The organism is Sandaracinaceae bacterium (assembly GCA_016706685.1).
Taxonomy (GTDB): domain Bacteria; phylum Myxococcota_A; class Polyangia; order Polyangiales; family Houyiibacteriaceae; genus JADJJE01.
Genome location: JADJJE010000002.1, coordinates 263,303 through 289,120, shown reverse-complemented (window position 1 = coordinate 289,120; position 25,818 = coordinate 263,303). Strand labels below are relative to the sequence as shown.

16 protein-coding genes and 2 pseudogenes are annotated in these 25,818 nt (G+C 71.0%); 8 read left to right on the top strand and 10 right to left on the bottom strand.

The genetic code is table 11. The annotated features are described in order from the left end of the window. The first annotated feature begins 189 nt into the window (after nt 1–189). Together IPI43_04785 and IPI43_04780 are read left to right on the top strand one after the other, a co-directional pair. Nucleotides 190–3,906 (top strand): DUF3857 domain-containing protein, encoded by a 3,717-nt coding sequence (locus IPI43_04785; protein ID MBK7773441.1) that lies wholly within the window; start codon nt 190–192, stop codon nt 3,904–3,906. Beyond that, nucleotides 3,903–7,742 carry a DUF3857 domain-containing protein gene (locus IPI43_04780; protein ID MBK7773440.1) on the top strand — a complete coding sequence of 1,280 codons (3,840 nt, stop codon included), beginning with the start codon at nt 3,903–3,905 and terminating at the stop codon, nt 7,740–7,742. The genes IPI43_04785 and IPI43_04780 overlap by 4 nt, the downstream gene beginning before the upstream one ends. Before the next feature lie 89 nt (nt 7,743–7,831). Here the strand turns inward: IPI43_04780 and IPI43_04775 are convergent. After that, nucleotides 7,832–9,330: pseudogene (locus IPI43_04775) on the bottom strand (YdiU family protein). 76 nt (nt 9,331–9,406) lie between these two features. Here IPI43_04775 and IPI43_04770 point away from each other — a divergent pair. Together IPI43_04770 and IPI43_04765 are read left to right on the top strand one after the other, a co-directional pair. Next, nucleotides 9,407–10,249, top strand: a complete 843-nt coding sequence (locus tag IPI43_04770) for a GIY-YIG nuclease family protein (protein MBK7773439.1) — start codon at nt 9,407–9,409, stop codon at nt 10,247–10,249. Next, entirely contained in the window at nt 10,246–11,070 is an 825-nt protein-coding gene (locus IPI43_04765; GenBank protein MBK7773438.1) for an alpha/beta fold hydrolase, read from the top strand. Before IPI43_04770 ends, IPI43_04765 begins: the two co-directional genes overlap by 4 nt. Before the next feature lie 18 nt (nt 11,071–11,088). On the opposite strand, the gene IPI43_04760 is transcribed toward IPI43_04765, so the two are convergent. Then, complete coding sequence (locus IPI43_04760) at nt 11,089–11,667, bottom strand: hypothetical protein (GenBank protein MBK7773437.1); 579 nt, start codon at nt 11,665–11,667, stop codon at nt 11,089–11,091. Nucleotides 11,668–11,670: 3 nt separating this feature from the next. Next, entirely contained in the window at nt 11,671–12,327 is a 657-nt protein-coding gene (locus IPI43_04755) for a hypothetical protein (protein ID MBK7773436.1), read from the bottom strand. Nucleotides 12,328–12,406: 79 nt separating this feature from the next. Here IPI43_04755 and IPI43_04750 point away from each other — a divergent pair, with 79 nt between their 5' ends. Continuing rightward, nucleotides 12,407–13,555 (top strand): pyridoxal-phosphate dependent enzyme, encoded by a 1,149-nt coding sequence (locus IPI43_04750; protein MBK7773435.1) that lies wholly within the window; start codon nt 12,407–12,409, stop codon nt 13,553–13,555. 27 nt (nt 13,556–13,582) lie between these two features. Here IPI43_04750 and IPI43_04745 read toward each other — a convergent pair whose 3' ends face one another. The 7 genes and pseudogenes from IPI43_04745 to IPI43_04715 all read right to left on the bottom strand — a co-directional run bounded on the left by IPI43_04745 (nt 13,583) and on the right by IPI43_04715 (nt 22,849). Then, complete coding sequence (locus tag IPI43_04745; GenBank protein MBK7773434.1) at nt 13,583–14,641, bottom strand: alpha/beta hydrolase fold domain-containing protein; 1,059 nt, start codon at nt 14,639–14,641, stop codon at nt 13,583–13,585. A 35-nt stretch (nt 14,642–14,676) separates the two neighbouring features. Beyond that, nucleotides 14,677–17,361, bottom strand: coding sequence for a DUF4215 domain-containing protein (locus IPI43_04740; protein MBK7773433.1), 2,685 nt, complete (start codon nt 17,359–17,361; stop codon nt 14,677–14,679). A gap of 168 nt (nt 17,362–17,529) precedes the next feature. Next, nucleotides 17,530–18,945: a coniferyl aldehyde dehydrogenase gene (locus tag IPI43_04735; protein ID MBK7773432.1), complete on the bottom strand. Its 1,416-nt coding sequence runs from the start codon at nt 18,943–18,945 to the stop codon at nt 17,530–17,532. A gap of 19 nt (nt 18,946–18,964) precedes the next feature. Then, a complete protein-coding gene (locus tag IPI43_04730; GenBank protein MBK7773431.1) occupies nt 18,965–19,825 on the bottom strand; it encodes an SDR family NAD(P)-dependent oxidoreductase in 861 nt (286 codons plus the stop codon). After that, nucleotides 19,812–20,624, bottom strand: a pseudogene (locus IPI43_04725) (acetoacetate decarboxylase family protein). The gene IPI43_04730 and the pseudogene IPI43_04725 overlap by 14 nt, the downstream one beginning before the upstream one ends. An 81-nt stretch (nt 20,625–20,705) precedes the next feature. After that, entirely contained in the window at nt 20,706–21,914 is a 1,209-nt protein-coding gene (locus IPI43_04720) for an amidohydrolase (GenBank protein ID MBK7773430.1), read from the bottom strand. Continuing rightward, complete coding sequence (locus IPI43_04715) at nt 21,914–22,849, bottom strand: Rieske 2Fe-2S domain-containing protein (protein ID MBK7773429.1); 936 nt, start codon at nt 22,847–22,849, stop codon at nt 21,914–21,916. Before IPI43_04715 ends, IPI43_04720 begins: the two co-directional genes overlap by 1 nt. A gap of 80 nt (nt 22,850–22,929) precedes the next feature. On the opposite strand from IPI43_04715, the gene IPI43_04710 reads away from it, so the two are divergent. Genes IPI43_04710 through IPI43_04700 form a run of 3 tightly spaced genes read left to right on the top strand, consistent with a single transcriptional unit; the run spans nt 22,930 to nt 25,786 of the window. After that, nucleotides 22,930–23,862 carry a LysR family transcriptional regulator gene (locus IPI43_04710; protein MBK7773428.1) on the top strand — a complete coding sequence of 311 codons (933 nt, stop codon included), beginning with the start codon at nt 22,930–22,932 and terminating at the stop codon, nt 23,860–23,862. A 19-nt stretch (nt 23,863–23,881) separates the two neighbouring features. Next, nucleotides 23,882–24,808, top strand: a complete 927-nt coding sequence (locus tag IPI43_04705; GenBank protein MBK7773427.1) for a hypothetical protein — start codon at nt 23,882–23,884, stop codon at nt 24,806–24,808. Nucleotides 24,809–24,826: 18 nt separating this feature from the next. Further along, a complete protein-coding gene (locus IPI43_04700; protein MBK7773426.1) occupies nt 24,827–25,786 on the top strand; it encodes a hypothetical protein in 960 nt (319 codons plus the stop codon). Nucleotides 25,787–25,818: the final 32 nt, after the last annotated feature.

Sequence of the window (25,818 nt, the reverse complement as noted above, 5' to 3'; positions counted from 1 at the left end):
CCAGGGGATCAGGCGTTCAGGACCGGGGCCATCGGTAGCTCGGGGGGCATACGCCACCGGGCCCCACTCGTATTCGCACCCCGAGCACCGAAATCTGCGAAACGGCGGAACATCTTGCCCGCTTCGCTTGTCGCTGGTGTTCTTGTGCGGGTACCGTCTCGGTTCCTGCTGGAGGTCTCCGCGTTGTTCATGCATCGACTGCTCCTCGCGCCGCTGGCGCTCCTCGCTCTGTCGCTCACGCCGGCCCTCTGGGTCACGTCGGCCGCGGCTCAAAACCCCTACGACACCGCGCAGCGCGACCTCGCCCGGGTGGCGAAGACCTTCGGGCGTGAGGCACGGGGCATGAACCCGCTGCTGGAGCTGATGGGCAACTGGGACGACACCACCCCCGCGCGCACCCAGAGCCTGCTGGACACGCTGGCCCGTGACCGCACGCTCTCGCCCGCACGGCGCGCCTACGTGGGCTACCTGGCCGCGCGCGGGCAGCTGCGGCTGGGCCGCCCCGCGGAGGCCGAGCGGGCCATGGCAGCGCTGGGCTTCGTGACCGACTGGCAGGTCATCGGCCCCTTCGACAACGAGGGGCGCGCTGGCTTCAACACGGAGATGCCACCCGAGACCGAGCGCATGGCAGCCTTCGACGCGAGCGCGCGCTACCGCGGCCGGGAGCGTGAGGTGGGCTGGCGCAGCTATCCGCACGTCAGCGAGCTGGGCTACGTGAACTTCGACGCCGTCTTCCGGCCCTTCCAGAACACCTGCGGGTTCGCCACCACCACCGTGCACGCAGACCGCGCGCGCGCCATCTCGCTGAACTTCGGCGCGGGCGGGGCCATCAAGGTCTACTGGAACGGACAAGAGGTGTACTCGGACGCCGTCACGCGCAGCCCCTACCCGGAGCGCAGCGCGGTGACCGTGGGCGCGCACGCGGGCGCCAACCGGCTGCTGGTGAAGGTGTGCATCACCGAGCAGAGCTGGGGCTTCCTCATGCGCCTCGGCGACGGCGAGGGTGGCGTCACCACCGGCCTGCGCGTGGACGCGAGCGAGCTGCCGGTGGTCACCGCGGGGCACGCGCCCGGGATCACGCTGCCCACCCTGCAGGGGCCGCTCGAGGCGCTGATGGGCGCCCTGCCCGCGCGCGCCACCGAGGCGTCCGCTGCGGCCGACGCCGCGCTCAGCGAGGAGGAGCGCGAGACGCGCGCCGCGGCCCTGTACGACGCGGCCCACTTCCTGACCATGTCCAACGCCGACGACCCGGCCGAGCACACGGCCCGTCAGCTGGCGGCCCGTGCGGCCGAGCTGGCGCCCACGGTGGCGCGCCTGCGTCTGGCGGCCGAGCTCACGGACCAGCGCGGTGAGGCCATGCGCTTCACGCAGCGTGCCGCGGAGCTGTTCCCCAACGACCCGGAGTCCCTGCTGCTTCAGGCGGTGGTGCGCCGCACCGGTCTCACGCCCGAAGACGCGCTGCCCATCCTGGACCGCCTCGACGCCTCGCGCCCGCGTGGACTGCCCGTCATCCAGTCCAAGATGCTGCGCGCCGCCGTGCTGCTGCACCTCGACATGGCGGAGAGCTCGCGCGAGCTGCTGCTGTCCATGAGCCGCGCGTTGCGTGGGTCGCCCAGCTTCGAGACCGAGCAAGCCGCCCTGGCCATGGCCACGGCGCGCACCGACGAGATGGTGGCCCACGAGCGAGCGGCCGTGCAGCTGCGCTACGACAACCTCGACGCGCGACGCTCGCTGATTGGTGACGCGCTGCGCCGCGGCGAGCGCGCGGAGGTGTCCGCCCACCTCGACGTGGTGCGCTCCCTGACCGACGACTCGGGCACGGGCCTCCAGTACGTGTCGGCGGTGCACGAGTCGCTCGGTGATGCTGACGCCGCCATCGAGGCGCTGCTGGCCGCGCGCGCGCTGTGCCCCGAGGACGCGGACTCCACCGTGGCGCACGGGCGCCTCTTGCTGCGCCAGAACCAGCGCGACGCTGCCGTGGCCGCGCTGCGAGACGCCATGGCGCTCCGCCCGCAGGACGCCGCCACGCGCGAGCTCATCGAGCAGATCCAGCCGGAGGAGCGCGCCGACGAAGCCTACGCCGTGAACGCCGAGACACTGCTGGCGCGTCGCGCGCGGGGCGACGGTTACCCGCTGACCATGCTGCAAGAGCTCACGGTCAACACCGTGTACGAGAACGGTCTCGGGTCGAGCTTCACGCAGATCGCGGCGCAGCTGCACACGCGCGACGGCGCCGACAACTTCCGTGAGTACGGCATCCAGTTCGACCCCAGCAGCCAGCGCGTGGACGTGCGCCTAGCGCGCGTGTACCGCGCCAACGGAGAGGTGCTGGAGGCCACGCGCCTCTACCAGCAGTCGCTGGGTGAGCCCTGGTACCGCATCTACTACGATACACGCGCGCTGGTGGTGGTGTTCCCCACCCTCGAGCCCGGCGACGTGGTGGAGCTGCGCTACCGCGTGGACGACGTGGCGCACCGCAACCTGTTCGCGGACTACTACGGTGACATGCACTTCCTGGTGGGCGGCTCGCCCACGCGGCGCATGGACTACATCCTGCGCACGCCGGCCTCTCGCGAGTTCTTCTTCAACGAGCCGCACATGCCCACGCTGCAGCACGAGCGCACCGTCGAAGGCGACGTGCGGGTGGACCACTTCTACGCCGAGAACATCGCGCCGCTCTACAGCGAGCCCATGATGCCCGGCGCCACCGAGGTGCGCCCTTACCTGCACGTGTCCACGTACCGCACCTGGGAAGACGTGGGCCGCTGGTACTGGGGCCTCATCCAGGACCAGCTCACCATGGACGACTCGCTGCGCCAGACGGTGCGCGAGCTGGTGGCGGGCGCGCCCGACCTGGCCACCAAGGTGCGCCGCATCCACGACTGGGTCATCGACAACACGCGCTACGTGGGGCTCGAGTTCGGCATCCACGGCTTCAAGCCCTACCGCGTCACGCAGATCGTCCGGCGCGGCTTCGGCGACTGCAAGGACAAGGCCTCGCTGCTCTACGCCATGTTCCGCGAAGCCGGCATCGACGCGCACATCGTGCTGACGCGCACGCGCCAGAACGGTGACATCCGCGACCTGCCGGCGTCGCTCGCCGTGTTCGACCACGCCATCGCGTACGTGCCCGCCATCGACACCTACATCGACGGAACGGCCGAGTACAGCGGCGTGAACGAGCTGCCGCAGATGGACCAGGGCGTGACCGTGCTGCACGTGTGGCCCGAGGGCGCTTCGCTGCGCCGCACCCCCGTCCACCCGGCGGGGCGCAACGTCCACCAGCGCACGCTCTACGTGCAGCTCAACGCGGACGCGAGCGCGAACCTCTCCGTGGAGGAGACCGTGCAGGGCGTGGAGGCCGCCGGCTACCGCGCGCGCTACCGCGCCGAGGGCACCCGCCAGGAGCGCGTGGAGCGCCAGCTGCGTGACCTCTTCCCGGGCCTCGAGCTCGCGACGCAGCGCTTCGGAGACCTCACCGACGTGGAGCAGGCCGTGCGCTTCAACTACACGGGCCGCGCGCCGCAGTTCGCGTTGCGCGACGGCAACCAGCTGCGCGTCATGCCCAGCACCATCGGCAGCCTGAGCCGCGCGCTGGCGCGCACGCAGACGCGCCGCCACACGCTGGACCTCGGGTCCACCACCCGCTACTCGGAGCGCCGCGTGATCACGCTGCCGGCCGGCGCACGGGCCACCACCATGCCCGCCGCGGGCGAGGTGCGCAGCGCCTACGGCATGGCGCGCATGCGGGTGACCACCGCGGGCAGCACCATCACCATCGACACCGAGTTCGAGCTCACGCGCGACCGCGTCCCGGCCACCGAGTACGAGGCGTTCCGCGCTTGGATGGAGCGGGCCGACCAGCTCTTCGAGCAGCGCCTGCTGGTGGAAGGGGGTGCGCCGTGAGCCGCAACGCCCTCGCCGCCGCGCTTCGTCCGCGTGCTCTCGTCCATCGCACCACCCTCGCTTCTCCTTCCATGCGTCACCACTCCCTGCTCTCCCTCGCTCTCGTCGCGCTCACCCTCGTCGCCGGCTGCGGTGGCTCGGGCGGAGGTGGCAGCACGCTGCCCGAGTCCCAGCCCGCGCCGCCGCTGCCCATCGAGGCCGTGCGCGCCGCGGCCGAGGCGGCCCCCGAAGACCCCACGCGCCAGCTGGCCCTGCTGGACGCCGAGCTGCACGACGAAGGCGGAGACCCCACGCGCTGGGCCGTGGTCGCCGAGCGCGTGGAGCGCCTGGCCCCCGGTAACCCGCGCGCGCACCTCATGATCGCCCGCGTGGCCTACCTGCACGGCGAGCCCGAGCGCTCCGCCGAGCACTACCTGCGCGCCATCGAGAGCGCCGCCGTGACAGCGGGGTCCGCCGCCATCGCGGAGGTCGCCGCCAGTAGCCTCGGTGACATGGGCACGCTGGCCCCCAACATGCCCACGACGGTGGCCGCGCGCGTCGCCGCCATCCTCGCGAACCCCGGGCACATCGGCGGTGCCACGGTGTCGTCGCTGTCCGGCATGCTCATCAGCTTCGCCTATCGCGCTGGAGACCTGGCGCGTGTGCGAGCGCTGGCGGACGGCATGGGCTGCATCACGTCCTACCGTGTGGCCGGCCCCTTTGGCCCGGAAGTCATGACGGGCTTCGACCGCTCCTACCCCGCGGCGGGCGTTGGCCCGCTGGCCGCCACCTACGACCTCGGGCCTCATCGCGGTCAGCAGCCCACGCGGGCGCTCGAGGCGCGCGGGTGCGTGGTGTCCATCGCCGAGAGCGCCGCGCGCAGCGGCCCGGGTACCAGCTACGCGGAGGCCTTCGTGGAGGTGCCCCGCAGCGGTGACTTCTGGCTCTTGGTGGACATCGGCGTGGCGTACGAGCTGTCGCTCGACGGCCGCCGCGTGGTGCGCGCCGATCGCCGCCGCGACGTGAGCCCGCGCCTCACGTTCCATCGGGTCACGCTCGAGGCAGGTCGTCACGAGCTGGAGGTCCGCACCACCGCACGCGCCGGCAACCCGGCGATCATGGTGGCGCTCATGGCCGATGACGGGCTGCGGCCCCGCGCCGAGGCCCCCTCCACCACCTATGACGGCAGCTTGCCAGCCGAGGGCGCAGGGCTGAGCGGCCTCGACCTGTGGGTGGCCGTGCGGCAAGCGCTCGACCGCGGCAACGGCGTGCTGGCGCGCGAGTACGCCACGCGCATGGGGGAGCGGCCCGGTGCCGCCATGCAGGCGCTGGCCATCCAGGTGGCGCAGAACGACCCATTCCTCGAGGACCAGCAGCGTCAGACGCGCGTGCTCAGCCTGGTTCGCTCGCTGCGCGCGCGGGACCCGCTGATGTGGAACGCCGCGCTGCAAGACGCGCGGCAGGCGTCGGGCGAGGGCCGCGACCAAGAGGCGCTCGCGCTCGCGCGGCAGATGCATACGCAGTGGCCCACGCTGGCACCGGTCACGTTGTTCCTGGTGGAGCTGCTGGTGGCGCGCGGCTGGGACGGTGAGGCCGACGGCCTGATCGCCGAAGCCACCGCCGCCATTCCCGGCGCCTGCACCCCGCTCTACAGCACGCTCTCGGGCGCGCAGCGGCGCGGCGTGGCCCGCGAGATCGACGCGGCCGTGGAGGCCATCGTGGCCTGCGACGCCACGTCCAGCGCACGCTACGAGCGCCGCATGGCGCAGCGCAACTGGGACGGGGCGCGGGCCGAGATCGACCGCCTCACCGCGTTCGAGCCGCCGCAGGCGCGCGCCCTCTTGCTCGGCTGGCACCTCGAGGTGGCGCGCTCGGTCAGCGACGACCGGCGCGTGAACGAGATCCTCACCGAGCTGAGCACGCTGACCCCGCGCGACGTGGACGTGGTGGCGGAGCAGGCCGACCGGCAGCTGGCGCGCGGTCGCCGGGACGAGGCGCTGGCCACCATGGAGCGCGCGCTCGAGCACGACCGCCCTGCCATGATCAGCCTGATCTACCCGCGCCGGGCCCTGTTCGCGCGGGACGAGCTGTCCGAGCACCGCCTCGACGGGGCCCAGGTGCTGCGCGACTTCGAGGCCAGCGGGCGCACCTACAGCGAGCCGGCCGTGCTGGTGCTGGACTACACCGTGGTGCGCGTCTTCGAGGACGGCTCGCGCCTCGTGCTCACGCACAACATCTGGAAGATGCAGAGCGAGGAGGCCGTGGACGAGCATGGTGAGTTCGCCGCACCCGGCAATGCCTACCTGTTCCGGCTGCACACGGTGAAGGCCGACGGAACCCGCCTCGAGCCCGACATGATCGAGGGCAAGGACACCATCTCCATGCCCAACCTGCAGATCGGCGACTACGTGGAGTACGAGTACGTGCAGTACGTGCCGCCCACGTCGTCCTACGCGGCTGGTGTGGTGGGTGGCCGCTTCATGTTCCAGGGCTTCGAGAAGCCCTACGACCGCAGCGAGCTCGTGGTGGTGGTGCCCACCAGCATGGGCGCCCTGGTGGTGGACCCGCGCGGTCCGGCACCGGAGGTGGTGCGCGAGACGCGTGGGCCGCTCGAGGTCTACCGCTGGCGCGTCAACGAGAGCCGGCCACTGGTGGCGGAGAGCGGCTCGATCTCGGCCCTCGAGTACCTGCCCTCCATCAACTGGGGCGTGGGCGCGAATTGGGACGAGCTGTTCGCCATGCTGAGCGATCAGCTTCAGGACCAAGACGTGGTGGACCCCGCCGCCCGTCGCTTGGCCCGGCGCCTCGTGCAGGGGCAGGAGACGCTGCGTGGCCGCGCCCTGGCCGTCTACGGGTGGGTGACCGAGAACATCGAGAGCACGGACGGTGGCCTGTTCGACTCGGCTGGCCTGATGCTGGCCGGTCGCCGCGGCAACCGCGCGCGCGTCATGCGCTACCTGCTGGGGCTGGCCGACGTGCCGGCCGACCTGGTGCTGGTGCGTGGCTTCGGGGGCGATCAGACGCGCTCCCCGCTGCCGGATACCGACACGTATGACGACGTGCTGCTGCGCATCGGCCGCGGCAGCGACGCCATCTACACCACCACCGCCGCGCGCGGGCTGTCCTTCGGCTACATCCCGGAGCACCTGGCGGGCCAGGACGGCGTGGTGCTGTCGGCCGAGGCGGAGCGTGTGACCATCCCCGCGGCCCCGGCGAACCAGGACCTGAGCGTGGTGGACGTGGTGGTGCAGCTCGATGCCACCGGCGCCGCCACGGTGTCGGTGCGCGAGACCTACGTGGGTGCCGCCGCATCGAGCTGGCGCGAGAACCTGCGCGCCGTCGCCGAGGCCGAGCTGCAGCAGCGCTTCGAAGAGGGCTATGTGGCGCACGTGGTGCCCGGCGCACACGTCACCAGCCTGCGCATCCTGGGCCGGGGCGACCCCGAGGCCCCGCTGGTGCTCGAGTACTCCTTCCAGGTGCCGGCCATCGGCCGCGTCCAGGGAGACCGCTGGATGATCCCACCGCTCTTCGGCGTGCGGCTCGCCCCGCGCTTCGCCGAGACGCCCACGCGCCGCACCACGCAGATCGTGGGAGCCATCGCCCAGGACGTGCGCATGCGGGTGATCCCGCCGCGTGGCGCACCCATGGCGGTGCCGGGCGCAGACGCTGCCCTGCGTGGCCCGGGCGGCGCCGAGGTGCGCGTGACCGGCGCCGTGGGAGCCGGCGACACCACCGTGACCACGAGCGTGCGGGTTCCCCTCGCCCGCATCGCGCCGAGCGACTACGCGGCGTTCGCGGACTTCTGCCGGCGCGCCGATGATGCGCTGTCGCGGGAGTTGGGCATCTCGATTCGTTGAGACCTCGTTGAGGCCAATTGCCCGCCTTGCTGCAAGGCGAGCGAGTCGGCCCCGTCGGAGATGTGCAGACCCCCCTCGTCGCGCGGCGCTCACGTCCCGCAGAAGGTCTGGAAGGTCTCTTCGAACGCCGGCGGAGCCGGCTCGGCGTAGGCCTCTAGTCCCGCGCGCTCTTCGAACGGGCGGGCCAGCACGTCGAGCAGCGTCATGAACGGGGTGAGGTCTCCGGCCACGGCGGCGCTGAGCGCCTCTTCCACCTTGTGGTTGCGCGGGATGTACACGGGGTTGGTCCGGTCCATGCGCTGCGCGACGGCATCCGCGGGCTCGCCCTGCCGCGCGAGGCGGTCCTGCCAAGCGTGGGTCCACGCGTCGAACGCCGTGGGGTCAGCGAAGCGCACGCGGGCTGGGGCCGCATCGCCGCGCACCACCTGGGACAGGACGCGGAACGTGCTGGTGAAGTCCACCTTCTGCGCGTCCATGAGCCCGAGCAGTTCCTCGGCCAGCGTGCCGTCCTCTTCATCGCGCTCGCGCTGCCGTCGGTGACCTGCGTGGTCAGGCCCAGCTTCGCGCGCATGCCGCGGAGCCAGCACGCCATGTAGGTGACGGGATAGACACCGAGCGCGTCCTGCGCGAGGTCGATGGCGCGCTTCTCGTCGGGGTCCAAGAGCGGCAGCAGCGCCTCGGCCAGGCGCGCCAGGTTCCACTGACCAATGCCCGGCTGGTTGCCGTAGGCGTAGCGGCCCTGCCGGTCGATGGAGCTGAACACCGTGCCGGGGTGGTAGACGTCCATGAACGCGCAAGGCCCGTAGTCGATGGTCTCGCCCGAGAGCGTCATGTTGTCGGTGTTCATGACGCCGTGGATGAAGCCCACCAGCATCCACTGCGCGATGAGCGAGGCCTGCGCCGTGATCGCCTCACGCAGCAGCGCCAGCGCCGGGTTCGCCGCGTCCACGTGCTCGGGGTAGTGGCGGGCCAGCGTGTAGCGCACCAGCTGCTGCAGCTTCGGCACGTCGTCGCGGATGGCGAAGAACTGGAAGGTGCCCACGCGAATGTGGCTCTGGGCCACGCGCGCCAGCACAGCGCCCGGCAGGAGCCCCTCACGGCGCACCTGCGCACCCGTGGTCACCGCGGCGAGCGCGCGCGTGGTGGGGATGCCCAAGTGGTGCATGGCCTCTCCCATCACGTACTCGCGCAGCACGGGCCCGAGCGTGGCGAAGCCATCGCCGCCACGCGAGAAGGGGGTGCGCCCCGAGCCCTTCAGGTGCAGGTCACGACGCTTCCCGTGCGTGTCGATCAGCTCGCCCAGCAGGAGCGCGCGCCCGTCGCCCAGCTGAGGCGAGAGCCCGCCGAACTGGTGGCCCGCGTAGGCCTGCGCCAGCGGCACTGCGCCTTCGGGGATGCGCGTGGCACTGAGCACGTCGGCGGCCTGCCCGCGCAGCGCGGCCACGTCGAGGCCCAGCTCCGTGGCGAGCGCTTCGTTCAGCAGCACCAGCCGCGGGCTTGGGAACCCGGGCGGATCGAAGCGTGAGTAGAACCCCTCGAGCTCGTTGGCGTAGGTGTTGTCGAATGCAAACAGAGGGGCAGCAGACATGCCCGCATGGTAGCGCGAAGCCTCGCAAGGGCTCGGGCGGAATCCCAACTGCCCGCTCCATGGTAAGAAGGCCACCGTGCCTCTGCTCGCGTTCGACCTCAAGTTCGGCGAAGGGTTCCTCGCCCGGGTCGGCACGGGTCCCGGCGTATATCGCTACGCAGACGCCGAGGGCGTCGTCATCTATGTCGGCAAGGCCAAGAACCTGCGTCGTCGCTTGGCCAGCTATCGCAATGCGGGGCGCAAGAAGGCCCACCGCAAGATGCATCGCATCGTGAAGGCGGCGAGCAGCCTCAGCTACGAAGAGGTCGCCTCAGAGGAGGCCGCATTGCTCGCCGAGAACGCGCTGATTCGGGAGCTGAGGCCGGTCCTCAACGTGGAGGGCGCCTTCACGTTCCTCTACCCGGCCATCGGCTTCGGGCGGACCGAGCGGCACGTGCTCTTGTGCTTCACCACCCAGTCGGAGGAGTACGGGACGCAAGGGCTAGAGTGGTACGGGACGTTCCGCTCTCGGCTCCGCGCGAAACTCGCCTTCGACGCTCTCGTAGAACTCCTCGGCTTGGTCGGCCACCCGGAGAAGCGCGCAGCGCTCCCCGCGCACGTCTCTCTTCGGGGATCGCGCTTGGTCGGGGTGAGGCAGCTCCCCGCGGGCATCGTCGAAAGCCTGCCTCGGTTCCTCGCGGGCGAAGAGGGCGCCTTCCTGGGGGAGCTCGCGCGCGCACTGCTCGAGAGGCCGCGAGCCCGCCGTGAAGCGGGTGACGTCCAGGAGAAGCTCGTCCTGCTCAAGCACTTCTTCGAGAGGGACGCGGCGCGCCTCCACGACGCCTTGAGCAAGAGTGGAGCGGCGGGCACCTTCGTCTCACGCACAGATCGGGACGCGCTGTTCATCCGCGCGCGGTCCGACGTGGATCGCGGCGCGTGAGGGTGACCTCCTCGAAGCGTCGCACCATCGGCTGCCTCGGCGTACTGTTCGCGCTCTACACGGCGTACTGCGTGGTGCTCTACCGAGCGCAGTCCTTGTTGTTCTTCCCTGGCGCTGGCCCTGCCCAGGTGAACGCCGCACCACCGGGCACGCACGAGCTGCGCATCACGCACCCGGACGGAGTGGCGACCGATGTGTGGTTCCGGCCCCCTGATGGGGCAGGACCTTTCCCGCTCGTGGTCGTGTTGCACGGCAACGGCGACCGCATCGACCGCGGCGCCGCGGATGCCTTCGACTGGCTGAACCGTCTCGGCTTCGCGGTGGCTCTCCCCGAGTACCGTGGTTACGGCCGCTCGGGGGGCGAACCCTCGGAGGTGGCCGTGACCGCCGACCTGGCGCGCGTGATGGCGCAGCTCGCTGCCCGCGCCGACGTGGACGCCGCCCGCGTGGTGTACTTCGGCACCTCGCTCGGGACGTGCTTCGCAGGGCAACTGGCCGCGCGCCGGCCACCGCGTGCGCTCATCCTGCGGACGCCATTCTTGCGCACTGACATGATGGCGCTGCGTCACTTCGCGCCGCCATTCCTGGTGACGAACCCCTTCCGCAACGACCTGGCCCTCGCGTCGTTCCGCGCGCCCACGCTGATCCTGCAGCACACGCGCGACGAGATCGCGCCTCCCGAGGACTCGGTAGCCTTGGCGGAGCTGATGCCGCAGGCCACGCTGGTGGCGGTGGACGCGTATCACAATGAGCCGCACGACCCACGCGAGCTGCTGCGCGAGTACAACGCGATCGAGGCGTTCTTGGCGCGGCACCGCTGAGGGTTCCGGCCGGTTTGCTCACTCGATGTCGGAGAGGATCCACGCGCGCATGGCGGGCCGCACCGTGCTGGCAAAGCGCTTGGTCAGCCGCAGGTCCACGTACTGTTGCAGCAGCGCGTCCAGCATGCCCTCGAGCTCGGCCATGAGGTACAGGCGCTCCTCGAGCGCGGCCTCTTCCTCCTTCTTCAGCTCCGCCGGCAGGCGCACGGCGGACAAGGACAGCGTGTCGCCGTCCATGGTGCAGGCCCATTCGCGCTCACCGCGCACGATCTCGAGCTTGAGCTTGGCGGGCAGCTTGCCTTCGCGCAGCGCCGCGCGCGCCTCGTTCGACTCACTCGGCTCGGTGCCGGTGATGCTCACGCGCTCCACCACGTCGAAGCGCGCCTCGAGCACCAGCGGGCTGGTCACGTAGAGCGCGAACGGGTCCACGCCCGGCGGCGTGAACAGCTCTTGCGGCGGGCGCACCAGCGGGACGGTGGCGTCGGCGCGCAGGGCGTCCCGGTCGTCGGCGCCCATGCGCTCGCTCTCGTACCACAGGTACAGCAGCCACTCACGGCCCAGGAACCGTACGCCATCGATCTGATCGAGCAAGTCCATGCCTCAGCCCTCCGCCTTTGCGCCGCGCTTCGCGGGCTCGTCCTCGGCGTGCAAGCGCGCCGGCTGGAGCGCCACCAGCTTGGTGAGGCGCGCCTCGTCGAAGCCTGCGCGCTCCATGCCCGTGAGCACGCCGTGCTCGGCGATCTGCAGCTTGAACGTCTTCTCGAACTGGATGACGGCGTGGGCCAACACCGGCTTGCTGGTGCTGGCGATGCGCACGAGCCCGGTGCCCAGCTCCCACGAGAGCTCCACGTGGCGCATGGCCGGGATGGTCTGCTTGCGGAGGCGGCGCATGACGAAGACCTGCAGGTCTTCTTTCTGTGAGCGGCTCAGACGGTGGATGCCCTGTGTGTCCATCAGCTCGCGCTCGGCGATGGCGTAGTGCGCCTTGAAGAGGTTGCGCGGCACGCGCCAGCGGTCGATGCGCAGCCCGAGGTGCACGTGGTCCGCATAAAGGAAGTCGTCGCGCTCTAGCTCGATGACGAACGGGTCGCGGATGGAGCACCAGCCCACGCGCTCGTCCTCTTCTTCCTCCGCCGCCAGCGGCCGGAACGCGTCGTGGGCGACCGCCTTCTCGAAGCGCGAGCGAAAGTTGCCGCTGGGCGCATCACCGCGCACGTAGAACCGAGTGTAAGAAACGCTGCCGCCGAGGAGTCCCATGGGGGCCGCAGCTTGAACCACCCGCGCGCGTGGTGCCCATGAATTCTCGCCGCGCCGCCCATGGTAGTCTGACCGCCGGATGAGCCAGCGGGCCCTGCACACCCACTTCCCCAGCCTGACGTCGGCGGTGCCCTTCGCGGACCTGGGCGACCTGCCCACGCCTGTCCAGGCGCTGACCGCGCTGCGTGGGCGCCTGGGACAGGGCACGCCCGAGCTGTGGGTCAAGCGTGACGACCTGAGCGCGGTGGCCTACGGCGGCAACAAGATCCGAACCCTCGAGGTGCTCTTCGCGGACGCGCTCGCGCAAGGCGCCACGCACATCGTCTCGACGGGGGCCTTCGGCAGCAACCACGCCGCCGCCACGGCGTTGCATGCGCGTCGGGTGGGCCTCGAGCCCTGTGCCCTGCTCTTCCCGCAGCCCGACACCGAGGCCGCCCACGAGAACCTCGAGGTCACGCTGACGCACGCCCAGGTGGAGGAGCTGCCGCACTGGTCGTACCTCCCGTATGGCCTTGCGCGCACGCACCTGCGCGACCGCCAGCAGGGGCGGCGCTCGTACGTGATGGTGCCGGGCGGAGCCACGCCGCTCGGCGCGCTCGGCTACGTGTCGGCCGCGCTCGAGCTGGCCGAGCAGGTGGCCCGTGGTGAGCTGCCCGCTCCGCGCACGGTGATGGTGGCCGTGGGCAGCACCTGCACCTCGGCTGGGCTGCTGCTGGGCTTCGCCCTCGCCGCCCGGCGCGGCCTCGGCTTCCGCGAGGTTCCGAAGCTGGTCGCGGTGCGCGTCACGCCCTGGCCCGTCACCAGCCACGCGCGGATCGTGTCACTGGCCGAGCGCACGGCGGCGTTGATGGGCCAGCATGGGGCGCTCGAGACCGACTCCCACGGGCACGCCCGCGCGCCGTCGCGCGGCGAGCTCGCCGCCAACCTCCACGTGGACGGCGGCTACCTGGGACTCGGCTACGGGCGCGTCACCAGCGGTGGGCTCGACGCCATCGCGCGCTTCACCCTGGCTGGCGGCCCACCGCTCGACACGGGCTACAGCGGCAAGAGCGGCGCGGCCTTCCTGGATCTTGCCCGCACCGGCGCGGCTGGCCCGCTCCTGTTCTGGGCCACCAAGTCGAGCGCCCCGCTGCCGCCCGCGTTTGCGCCGGGCCCGAGCGGACACGGGCGCAGCGTGGAGGTGCTCGCGGCCCTGCCGCGCATGCGTGCGTTCCTCACGCGCAGGTGACTGCACCCGCCCTGCGCAACGCAAGGCTCACGGCGCCGTGACGTCCAGGACACGCAGCGCGAAGTCCACCACGTCCTCACCGCTCGGGTCCACGATGTCGCGGCCCGACGCGTAAGCCACCACCGGGACTCCGACCGCGAGCGCCCGGTCGTACACGGCGCGCGCGTGGTCGGGGTGGTGGAACGCCACGTCCGGGGTCAGCGGCCGTGATACGGGCGTGTTCTCGTTGCGCACGAAGATGGGAGGGTCGTCGTGGCTCAGCAGGCCCAGCATGTCCACCGCGCGGCGGTAGGTCTGTGTCTCCGGGGAGTCGAAGTCTGCCAGGTCGGTGATGGCGAAGAACGCCAGCAGACGGCCATCGAGTCCGATGGCAGCGGCCAGCGTCAGCAGGTCGAAGTTGTAGACGAGGAACACGTCGGTGTCCCAACGCGCGAGGTCGTAGGTGGCTTGGGTCTCGAGCGCGACCACGCCGCTCACGCGTGTGGACTGCCGCAGCACCGGGTGCTCGTGGTTGCTCACTCCCATCTCGCTGGCGGTGGCCAGCCACAGGCTCAGGCCGGCACCGGCCGAGTTGCCGGCCACCACCACCCGGGTGGGGTCGATGCCCAGCTCGGCCGCGTGCAACCGCAGGTACTGCAGGCACACCTGGCCGTCTTGCATGGGCTTGATCACCCCCTCGGCGTCGGGCTCCGAGAGCAGGCGGTAGTCGGCGGTGGCGTACACCACGCCTGCCTCCACCAGGGCCCGCAGGTCCTCCGCGTCGCTCCCGCCGTACACCTGTGTGCGCGTGCCGCCCGTGAACCCCCCGCCGTGGAAGAACAGGAACAGCGGCGCGGGGCCGGTGAGACCGTTCGGCACGACCAGGTCCACCAGGTCTTCCGGGTAGGCCCCACACGGGACACCGGGGTAGAAGCTGGCGTCCAGCTGCGAAAGCCCGGCGGGCAGCGTGGCAGGAGTGAGCGCGAGCGCGGCGCTGCCCTCCCATCCCGCGAGGTCTGGCTCACCCAACGCCGCAGCCGGGTTGCCGCCGTCGTCCCCGCAGCCGCTCAGCACCGCGCCCACGAGCGCGAGCGCGGAGAGCGGCATCCGGAGCGGGAGACGTCGCGTCCCGCGCGCCAGCTTCACCCGAACTCCAGCGTGCACGTGGGGCTACAGCCGTCGTCGGGCACCACGTTGCCGTCATCACACTGCTCGCCCACGTCCAGGCGGTCATTGCCACAGGCGGGCTCGAACCGGCACGTGGGGCTGCAGCCGTCGCCGGGCTCGTTCCCGCCATCGTCGCACTGCTCGTTGGCCTGAGTGATGTCGTCGCCGCACACGCACTCGATCAGCACGCGCACCACGGCGGTGTCGGTCTCGCCGCCCAGGTCGGCGGTGTACTCGAACGTCTCCACGCCGCCGCAGGCGCCGGCGAGCGGCGTGTAGATGAGCGAGCCGTCGCCCACCGCGATCATCACGCTGCCGCCCAGGCTCGGGGGTGTGACGCTCAGGATGGACACCGGCGAACCCGTGCACACCGAGGCGCTCCGCGTGTCGTTGCGGAGCACGTCGAGGTCGTGGTTGGCGCTGTTGATGGCCACCGAGTAGGCGTCGTCGCGCGCGGACGTGGGCGCAAAGCAGTAGGGCGGGACGCCCTCGGTCTCCATCGCGTCCAGCTTGCACGCGGTGCCGGGGACGCGAGAGGCGCACTCCACGTCCGCCGTGCACGCGCGCGAGAACAGCTGGCAGATGCCGTTGCTCATGCCGCCGTTGGTGAGGTACTCGCTGCACACCAGGAAGAAGCCTCCGTCCGGGGCCGCTTCGCCGCCGTCGGAGTTCGCTGGGAAAGGCCGCCCATTCAGGAAAAGCGTCCCTGGGATGGCGGAGCGCCCCACCAGCGTGCCGTCGTAGCGATGGAACGAGAAGCGTTGGTCCCCGGCGCCTGCGCCAGGCGGGCGGTTGTAGTAGCCAATGAGGCCCTCGCCGGGCAGCGTGTAGAGGTTGTCGAGGTAGGGGCCATCGGTGGGCGCCGGGATGCTCTGCACCACGGTGCTCCCGAACCGCTCGAACACCTGGATGGTCTCGGTGAAGTGGTTGCACGCGTAGAGCCGGCCGTCGTCTCCCACGGCGATGCCGCCCGCCGTGCCGAGGCCCGGTAGCGTGCGCGGCGCCGCCACGAGGCAGAACTCCCCGACCGGAGGCTGCACCACGCAGTCGGGGTTCTCGCCGTTCACCACCCGCTCCACCTCGTTCAGCTCGCCGCTCTGCTGAATGAAGAGCCAGCGATCATTGAAGGGATCGTAGGTGGAGCCGTCGAGGCTGCCGCCAATGAGCGCGCGCGGACGGTTACGCGTCATGGGGGGCACGAGCGTTCCGTCCAGGCACACCTCTTGATAGCCCTGGGCGGGCGCGAACCCGTACGCGATGAACGAGCGCGTGAGGGGGTCGTAGTGGACCGCCTGCGGCTGGGCCATCGGAGCAGGGAACTCCGCGATGCGCACGTAGCGCGTGATGGGCGCGCACAGCCCGGACATGGAGCAGCTGTTCGCGACCGCCGCGCACTCGAAGAAGGGCTCGAGCGCGCACGCGCTGCTGCAGCCGTCGTTGTCGTCTTCGTTGCAGTCGTCGCACTCCTCGGTGCCCTCGAGGACGCCGTCGCCGCAGTCCGTGGCCACGCAGGCCGCACCCGCAGTCGGGCAGTTGAAGCCGGGCTCCAGTTGGCAGGCCGCGCTGCAGCCGGGGGCCGCGTTGTTCATGTCATCGCACGACTCGATGCCCTCGATCACACCGTTGCCGCACACGGCGACCACGCAGTCCGCGCCCGGCGTAGGACACTGGAAGTTCGGCTCGATCTGGCAGTCCTCGTCACAGCCGTCGAGAGGCAGCGCGTCGCCGTCGTCGCACTGTTCTTGCGCCTCGACGGCAGAGTCACCGCACACCGTGGCGCGGCAGGGCGTGCCCGCGGTGATGCACACGAAGCCCGGCTCGGTGCGGCACAGGAAGCTGCAACCGTCACCCGAGATGCGCCCGCCGTCATCGCAGGTCTCGGCGCCGGCGCGGATGCCGTCGCCACACTCGGCCGCCACGCACACGTCGAACGAGCAGTCCCAGCCCGGCTCGACCTGACACACGTCGGAGCACCCGTCACCGGCCACGAAGCCCCCGTCGTCACAAGCCTCGAATGTGTCGATGACGCTGTCGCCGCACTCCTCGCACTCGGCGTCCACGACGGGACACGAGAACCCGGGCTCCACCTGACAGTCGAGCCCGCAGCCGTCTTCGTCCATGTAGTTTCCGTCGTCACAGCCCTCGAAGGCCTCGCGCATGCCGTTGCCGCAGCGCTCGCAGGCCTCGCCCTCCATGGGGCAGTTGAACTCCGCCTCGATGCTCCGGCAGTCCGCCGCGCAGCCGTCGTTCCCGGCGGGCGTCATGCCGTCGTCGCACGCTTCACCCGCCCCGACCTCGCCGTCGCCGCAGCGCGCGCAGAGCATGCCCACGACGCACGTGAAGTTCGCGCCGATGGTGGTGCAGTCGCCCGAGCAGCCATCGCCGTTGAGCGAGTTTCGGTCGTCGCAGACCTCGCCCGTGTCCAGCACCCCGTTGCCGCAGAGGTTGGGTCCCGTGTCGGGCCCCAGGTCGCGGACGCTCATGTCGTCCATCATCATCATGGAGCCATCGTCCATGCCGCCATCCCCTCGCATGGGGTCGCCGTCGCTGCCACAGCCCGAGAGCGCGAGCCCTGCGAACAGCATCAACGTGCACGCACGGGGCAGAGAACACAGGGCGCGAACACGACAGAGAGCGGAGAAGGCAAGCTGAGACGTCATGTTGACTCCAGGAGCTGCGCGCACCCAGCCAGACACTCATGTCTCGCTGGAGAAGGCGAACCTCCATCGTATCAGGCGCAAGACGACGCTCCCAGGGCACCCGGCCACAAAGGATCGCCACCGCGAAAGCACGCAAGGGAGTCAGCGTATGCGGCTGGAGAGCGGGGGTCAGCGTCCGCGTAGGATGCGCGCCAGCGTCTGCTCCGCCCGCGCCCCGAACGGCGGCACCAACCCCGACAGCCGCTGCAACGGCACCCGGCTGGCGTGGAAAACGGCGCGCGGGTGGCTGAACTCGCGGAAACCCTCGATGCCTCGGTAGCGCCCCATGCCGGACGGGCCGATGCCACCGAACGGCAGGTCGTCCTGGCTCGCGTGGGTGAGGACGTCGTTGAACGTCACGCCGCCCGAGTGGGTCTGGTCGAGCGCCGCGCGCTGCGTCTCGGCGTTGTGCGTGAACACATAGAGCCCCAGCGGGCGCGGCCCGGCCTGTATGGCGCGCCAGCAGTCGCTGAGCGTGCGGTAGGTGCGGACCACCAGCAGCGGCCCGAACAGCTCTTCCTGCATGACGGCCAGCCCAGGATCGGGATCCAGGACGAACGTGTAGGGCAGCCTGCGCTCGGCCGCTGACGCAGGAGGCCGCTCTCCGGACGGGTTCACCTCCACCACGTCGGCGCCGGCCGCGCGCGCCGCAGCCACGTAGCCACGCAGGCGCTCGGCGTGCCGCGGGTTCACGATGGCGGTGAGATCCGGGTTGCCGTGAAGCGTGGGGAACATGTGCTCCACCGTTCGCTTCGCGTGAGCCACGAACATCTCGCGCTGGCCCCGGGGCACGAACACCACGTCGGGCGCCAGGCACGCCTGGCCAGAGTTCAGCGCCTTGCCCTCCATGATGCGCTGCGCGGCGCCCGCGATGTCGGCGTCGGGGGCCACGATGACCGGCGACTTCCCCCCCAGCTCGAGCGTGAGGGGCGTGAGGTGCGTGGCCGCCGCCCGCATGACCAGCCTTCCGGTGGCGCCCGAGCCCGTGAACACCAAGTGATCGAGGGGCAGCGCCGCGAACGCCGCGCCCACGTCGGGGCCCCCCTCCACACAGGCCAGCTCGGTCTCGCTGAAGCGCTGAGCGATGAGCTCGCCCATGAGGGTGGCGGTGCGCGGCGTGAGCTCCGAGAACTTCAGCAGCGCGCGGTTGCCGGCGGCCAACACGCTCGCCAGCGGCGAGAGCACCGTGTTCACAGGGAAGTTCCAGGTGCCGAGGATACCCACCACGCCCTTGGGCTGATACTCTATGCGCGCGCGGGCCCCGAAGAGCGCGAGCGGGGTGTTCACGCGGCGCTTCTCGGGCTTCATGAACGCTTCCACGTGCTCGCGCGCGTACTTCAGCGTCTCGAGCGTGGCGTAGAGGTCCCCCATGCGCGTCTGGTGCGACGAGCGCCCGCCGAAGTCGGCGCCGATGGCCGCAACGATGGCGCCCTGGTTCGCGAGCAAGAGCGCGATGACGCGATCGATGCGGCCCACCCGCGTGGCCGCGCTGACGGGCAGGTGCGCGAGGAAGTCCGCTTGCTGCGCGTCCAGGATGCGCTGCATGGCGCTCGCATCGGTCACGTCAGGTGGGCCCCGGGTTGCGGCGCGCGAGGATGTCGGCCGTGCGCTGCTCGAGGCGCGCGTTGCTGGTGCCCAGCTCCGACAGGATCCAGAAGCGCCCTGCCCGCACGCCCTCGAGCGCCATGGTGGCCACCTCCTCCGGCGAGGTCAGCTGGAAGCCCACTCCCGCGCGGCGCGCCAGCTCCTGCATGTCCGTGTAGGGCGGCGGCGCCTCACCCTCGGCCTTGAAGCGCTCGGTGCGGGCGCGGTCCGAGTTGAGGATGTTGGTGTCCACCAGGTGCGGCCCCGGGAACAGCAGGTGTGCCTGCAGCTTTCCGCCGGCCTTCATGAGCTGTTGGTGCAGCACCTCGGTGAGGCTGGTGAGCGCGGCCTTGGACGACGCGTACACCGGCGTGGTGGGCAGGCTGGTGATGCCGCCGTTGCCCGACGAGGTGTTGATCACGTGACCCGCCTCGCCCTTCTCCAGCATGGTGGGCACGAAGGCACGCAGCCCGTGCACCACGCCCATCACGTTCACCGCGTAGGCCCACTGCCAGTCGGCCTCGGGGATGGTCCACAGCGGCCGTGCCGCCTCGCGCACGCCCACGCCGGCGTTGTTGAAGAGCAGGTGCACGTTGCCGTGCGTCTCGAACACCCGCGCCGCGAGCGCATCCACGGAAGCCGCCGTGGTGACGTCCACCACCGCCTCCACCACGTCGAGGCCGCGCTCGCGCAGCGCAGCCCCCTCGCGCCCCAGCGCGTCCGCGTCGATGTCGGCCATGACCACGCGCGCGCCCTGCTCGCCGAGCTGCGTGACGATGGCGCGGCCCACGCCGCTGGCACCGCCCGTGACCACCGCCACCTTGCCTTCAAACGCCTGCACGAGCGCCCTCCTTCTCCGCGTCCGTAGACCCGCTCGCTTCGGACGCGAGCGCGACCTCCACTCCTGCTTGCGGCGTGTCGTAGCGCTGCCCCCAGAAGGGCGCGAGCCACTCGCCGGGCACCGCGCGCAGCACTTCACCGCGCGTCTGCGTGCGCCCCTCGGCGAACTCCATGCTGTCGAGGCTGAGCACCGGCACGTCCACCAAAGGGTCGAAGCGTGACTCGCGCAGCGTGAGCGAGGCGTCGTGCACGCGCCGCACGCTGCTGTAGTCGCGCTCCCACACCAGGCGCGTGAGGAACACCTCGCCGTCGAAGCCGCCGTTGTTGTTCTTGGTCGGCTCGCAGGTGGGCATGCCCTTGAAGCAGAAGAAGTGCTCGGTGAACTGCTTGGGGCTGTCCACCGGCTCACCGACCAGGCCGCCCAGCTCGAGGAAGGTGACGCCCTGGCGAGTGACCTGCGCGTTCACACGGCGCCGTCCGTCCAACTCGTCATCCAGCTCGAAGCACGTCTCCGCGATCTTCTTGGGCTCGCCGAACTTCTCGCGCCCGCCGATGACCACGAACTCGCCCTCCATGGGCATGGCCAGCACGTAGTAGCCCGGCTGGCCCTCGTGCTGGCAGCTCACGCCCACCGTGGCGGCGCCGATGGTGACGGTGCGCTCCGGCGTGATGTGCATGGCCACGTGCGCGAACTGGACGAAGATCTGCGGGCGCACGCCCGCCACCAGCGGCCGCGGCAAGAGCGCGGCCACGATCTCGGGGTGCGTGGTGTAGAGCGCCCGCAGGGAGCGCACCGTGTGTTGGGTGCTGCCTGCGGCAGGCGTGACCGGGGCAGCCGGCGCGGGGGAATGGACGTAGCGGAGTCGTGCCATGGTGGTCTCTCAGCCCTCGCTCACGAAGAGGGACTTCTCGGGGCCGATGCGCGCCGCGATGGTCGCGAGCTTGCCGACGTCGAGGTCGTAACAGGTGACGGCGTTGCTCCCCAGCAGCTGCGTGAGCTCCGCCTCGGGGATGCCGGTCAGGTACTGCTTCATCTTCTCGCGCGTGCGCGGCCAGCTGCCCTCGGGGTGCGGGAAGTCGGTGCCCCACATGATGCGGCTCATGCCGATGTCGTGGCGCACGGCCGTGCTGCCCTCGTCGAACAGCGCCGACGCGCTGAGCCAGCAGTTGCGCCGGAAGTAGTCGCTTGGCTTCATGGTCAGGTTCGAGCGAAAGTCACCGAGCTTGCCGCTGGTGTGCTTCACCGACGCGCGCACGTCCATGAGCTCGAGCGTGTGGGGCACCCAGAACTCGCTCACCTCGGTGAGGCAGTACTTGAGCTTCGGGAACAGCTCGAAGACGCCGCCGAAGATCAGGTGCCACATGGGGCGCGCGGCCCACCACGCGAACTCCACCAGGAACACGCCCATGGCGCCCGGCAGCGAGAAGTCGTAGTCCGGCGCCGGCCCCGAGTGGTTGTGCACCACCATCCCGCGCTCCTCGCACGCCCGCCACACCGGGTAGTACTTGGGGTGGTTGTACGGGGCATGATCCCCGGTGAGCGCCGGGATCAAGATGCCCTGCAGCCCGTGCTCGTGCGCCCACACCACCTCGCGCACCGCGGCGTCCACGTCGTACAGCATGGGCACGATGGCGAGCCCGATGCGGCGAACGGGCGCCGCCGCGCAGAACTCGGCGATCCAGCGGTTGTGCGCGCGCGCCCCGGCCCACTGCAGCTCGGGGTCCACGCCATAGGGGCGCAGGCCCAAGCCGGCGCCGAAGGGCGGCGCGTTGCGCTCGGTGATGCCGTCCGGGAACAGCACCTCGGCCGTCACGCCGTCGGCGTCGATGACCTCGAGGCGCATGTCGGAGTCCCACGCCGCAGCCAGCTTCGCGCCGTTGCCCGCGCGCCACTTCTCGTTGAACTCGTCGATCAGGAAGTCCTTCTCGCGCGCCACACGGGCGGCGACCTCGGCGCCGATCTCGCGGTCGAAGCGCTCGCGGTGCTGCGGGTCCAGGTAGTCGCGGTACTTCTCGGGCAGGAGCCCGGCGTGCCCGTCGGTGGACACCACCAGGTAGCGCTCGTTCGCGGCGGGGTTGGTTGCGGACATCACGCCGAAGCCTCCGTGAAGAACGCAGCGTACCACGCACGCACCTTGCCGATGGGCCCGTCGCCGTCGGCCAAGATGGGCTTGTCGCGCCAGCGCTTGTGCTCCCAGATGGCCACGTCCTCGAAGTACCCGTTGCGCGCCGCGGCCACGTGCGCCTCCAAGATGGCGGGCGGCAGCGTGACCCCCTCGCCCGCGCGCAGCGTCACCCCGAAGCGCAGCAGCAGGCGGTCCTGGTCGATGGGCAGGTGCGCGTTGATCAGCCGCATGGGGTACGCCCAGGCCAGCTCCGTGAACTGCACCGCGGGGCCGTGGTAGGTGGCGATGCTCAGCACGTCGATCTTCTCGCCCTTCAGGTTGCGCCCCTTCCCGAGGCTGCGCTGCGTGGCCCGCGGCCCATCGAAGATGACCTCGAAGTCGTCGATCTTGGTGTTGTGCACCGGGCGGAAGTGCGCCACGTCGGCGATGTTCTCGATGACCTCGCGGGGCTGCGTGCGCACCTCGATCTCCGCCACTTGGAGCGGCGTCCAGGCCGGGTCGTTCACTTCGGGCAGCACGGGCACCTCGTAGTTGGGCGCCACCCCGTCGGGCGCGTGGAACGTCAAGATCATGCCGCTGTGCTCGGCCACGCGGTAGGCCCCCACGGCAGCCCGCGGTGGGATGCGCGTGGCGTAGGGCACCTCCACGCAGCGCCCGTGCGCGCCGAAGCGCCACGCGTGGAAGGGACACACGATGCTGTCGCCCTGCACACGGCCGCCGTGCCCGAGGTGCGCGCCCAGGTGCGGGCAGTGTCCGTCCAGCAGCACGGGTGTGCCGTCCTCGGCGCGGTAGAGCACGAAGGCCTTGCCGAAGGCCTGCACGGGCTTCACCTGACCCGGCACGAGCTCTGCGCTCCAGGCCACCAGATACCAACCCCGCGCGTAGGGTGATGTGCTCATGGGGACGACCTTAGGGTGCGCGTGCGGCGGTCGCTCATCCGCATTCGTCCTGCGGCCATAAGCTGTGCTTATACTCGGGGATGCCCCAGTCGCTCCTGCACGGCCTCCAGCTGAACGCGCTGGTGGCCCTCGACGCCCTCTTGAGCGAGCGCAGCGTCACCCGCGCAGCGCGCCGCACGGGCGTGACCCAGCCGGCCATGAGCCAGACGCTGGGCCGCCTGCGGGAGCTGTTCGACGACCCGCTGCTGGTGCAGAGCGGCCGCGTCATGAAGCGCACGCCGCGCGCGGACGCCATGCTGGTGCCGCTCGGTGAAGCGTTGCAGGCGGTGGAGCGCGCCGTGCAGCTGGGCCTGCGCTTCGAGCCCGAGACGTCGCGCCGGGTGTTCCGCGTGGCCATGACCGACCTGCACAGCGTGCTGACGCTGCCTCCGTTGCTGCGTGCCCTCGAGCGTCACGCGCCGGGCGTGCGCCTGCAGGCCGAGCCCATCTCGCTGCCGGACCTGACCGAGCGCATCACCGACGGCGAGATCGACCTCGCGCTCGGCTTCCTGTTGAGCCCGCCCGAGCGCATCCGCAGCGAGACGCTGTTCGTGGACGAGTACGTCTGCCTGGTGCGGCGCGGACACAAGCTGGCGCGTCGCAAGCGGCTCACGCTCGCGGACTACGGGGAGCACCAGCACCTCTCCAACACGCCGGTGAGCTTCGTGCCGCGCACCATGGCCGACAGCCGCTATGGCTTCGGGGCGCGCGAGGGCATCCGCGCGTCGCTGCCGTATCTGCTGGCGCTGCCCGCCATCGTGCGCAGCACGGACCTGGTGGCCACGGCGCCGCGCCAACTGCTCGAGGCGCCCGTGTCGTTCGACGGCGTGGTGGTCATCGACGCCCCGCGTGAGCTGCCAAAGGTGGAGCACTGCATCTGGTGGCACCCGCGCTTCGACGGAGACCCGGCGCACACGTTCTTGCGCGAGCTGCTGCGAGAGGCGGCGGCGGCGCCGGCTTGCCCCGCTCAGTAGAACACGTTCTACTTGGGACATGAGCAGCCCGCAGAGAGCGCTGGACGACCTGATCGTGGAGCTCCGCGAGCAACCGAGCGACGACGGCGGCTGCGCACTCACCGGCGCCATGCGTTTTGCGAAGGCCCTCGAGGGCCCACCCGGGCGCCTGCACGGCGGCTACCACGCGCACGTGCGCACGCTGCCCATCGTGTCGCGCTGCAGCGCACACGACCCTGCGCGCACCTTCCCGTGCGCCCTCGACGTGGACATCCGGCAGGCGCTGCCGCTCGAGCAGGACGTGCCCTTCGACGCCACCTACCACAGCACCGAGGCGGGCTGGGAGCTGCGCACGCGCTTCGACGGGAGTGAGCGCCTGCGCGCCACGCTGCGCTCGCTGCCGAGCGGACCGCTGCTCACCGAGGACGAGCTCGCGCGCTATCGGTCGCTCCATGCGGCGTCGCACCCCCCCGACAGCACGTTCAAGATGTTCGGCGTGAGCGTGCAGCTGGGCGCCCAGCTGGTGATGGTGGCGGGACAGGACCCGCGGCGCACCCAGCCGGGCAGCCAGCTGGCCGACCTGACCGACGATGACGGCGCCTTCGGGCCCGCGCTGATCGCCGCCCAGCTCGACGCCGTGGGCGCCGTGGCGCAGGGCACGCGCATGCGCCACCCGCACTTCACGAAGCGCATCGAGCTGTCTTACGCGCAAGCCAGCGTGCCGAAGGAGACGGCCTTCGTGTTCGTGTCGGACCGCACCACCATCGAGGTGGACACGCACTCCACCACGCCTTCGGTCGAGATCAAGGGCCAGCGCTGGGGCACCGTGCGCGTGCGCGTGGCGCTGCTGGACGCCCGCTTCGAGCACGCCTTCGCGGTGGGCCATGTGACGGTGCACCCGGTGGACCCCGAGAAGTTCGCGCCGCTCAAGGAGATGCGGCAGCTGCGCGACGACAGCGGCGCCTGACACTGATAGGCTCGCGGCGTGACCAACGGCAATTTCGGTGGGCCCCCCAGCGGGGGTTCGGGGCAAGGCTTCGGCGCAGGTGGTGGCTTCGGCGCACCTCCGCAGGGCGGCGGCTTCGGCGCACCCCCTCCGCAGGGCGGCGGCTTCGGCGCACCCCCTCCGCAGGGCGGCGGCGGGCGCTTGGCGGTGGCGGACTTCAACGCGGCCATGGACGTGTTCAAGACGCTGATGGGGCGCCTGGTGCCCTCCGGCATCCTGGGCGGGTTCCTGGTCATGTCGTTGGGCGCGCTGGTCGCCAACATCCCGCTGTGGGTGTCGCAGTACCTGCGCATCAACGCGCTCCAGCAGCTCGGCACCGGCGCGTACGGCGAGGTCGCCCAAGGCAACATGTTGGCCAGCGCCCTCGGGTTGTTGGGGGGTGGCCTCATGCTCCTGGTGTTCGCGGCGCGCCTCGGCCTGGTGCGGGCCATGCGCATGGTCATCCTCGAGGGCCCGGGCTCCGTGAACGGCGTGGGCGACGCCCTGCGCATCGCGCTCGCCCGCTTCGGCCCCAACCTCGCGGTCACCATCGTCTACTTCATCGCGGTCGCCGCGGGCACCATGTGCTGCTTCCTGCCGGGCCTCGCGGCCGCCGTCATGCTCTACCCAGCCACCTACCTGGTGGCCACCGAGCGCGACTTCACGGGCTCGTTCTCCATGAGCGTGGAGTGGATCCAACGGCACACCGGTGCCCTCCTCGGGACCATCGGCATCGTGCTCGCCATCATCTTGGTGCTGGGCTGCTGCAACTGCGGGTTCTCGGGCATGCTCACCTCGCGCTTCGGGCCCATGACCGTGGTCTACGTCATGCCCTTCGCGTGGGTCTTCGGTGAGATCTTCAGCATCTTCACCATGACGTTGATCGGCAGCGGCTGCATCGCGGCCGACCAGGCCGACTCCGCCGGTCAGCAGCAGACGCGCAGCGTGGGCCCCTTCTGAAGCGGGAGCGGCCGGGCGCTCTGCCGGGCGGC

Excerpts from the sequence above, each read along its gene's own strand:
- IPI43_04705 (MBK7773427.1), top strand. The coding sequence starts at position 23,882 with ATGAGCAGCCCGCAGAGAGCGCTGGACGACCTGATCGTGGAGCTCCGC.
- IPI43_04760 (MBK7773437.1), bottom strand. The coding sequence starts at position 11,667 with ATGGACTTGCTCGATCAGATCGATGGCGTACGGTTCCTGGGCCGTGAG.
- IPI43_04750 (MBK7773435.1), top strand. The coding sequence starts at position 12,407 with ATGAGCCAGCGGGCCCTGCACACCCACTTCCCCAGCCTGACGTCGGCG.
- IPI43_04740 (MBK7773433.1), bottom strand. The coding sequence starts at position 17,361 with ATGACGTCTCAGCTTGCCTTCTCCGCTCTCTGTCGTGTTCGCGCCCTG.
- IPI43_04785 (MBK7773441.1), top strand. The coding sequence starts at position 190 with ATGCATCGACTGCTCCTCGCGCCGCTGGCGCTCCTCGCTCTGTCGCTC.
- IPI43_04720 (MBK7773430.1), bottom strand. The coding sequence starts at position 21,914 with ATGTCCGCAACCAACCCCGCCGCGAACGAGCGCTACCTGGTGGTGTCC.
- IPI43_04745 (MBK7773434.1), bottom strand. The coding sequence starts at position 14,641 with ATGCCGCTCTCCGCGCTCGCGCTCGTGGGCGCGGTGCTGAGCGGCTGC.
- IPI43_04755 (MBK7773436.1), bottom strand. The coding sequence starts at position 12,327 with ATGGGACTCCTCGGCGGCAGCGTTTCTTACACTCGGTTCTACGTGCGC.
- IPI43_04735 (MBK7773432.1), bottom strand. The coding sequence starts at position 18,945 with ATGCAGCGCATCCTGGACGCGCAGCAAGCGGACTTCCTCGCGCACCTG.
- IPI43_04710 (MBK7773428.1), top strand. The coding sequence starts at position 22,930 with ATGCCCCAGTCGCTCCTGCACGGCCTCCAGCTGAACGCGCTGGTGGCC.
- IPI43_04715 (MBK7773429.1), bottom strand. The coding sequence starts at position 22,849 with ATGAGCACATCACCCTACGCGCGGGGTTGGTATCTGGTGGCCTGGAGC.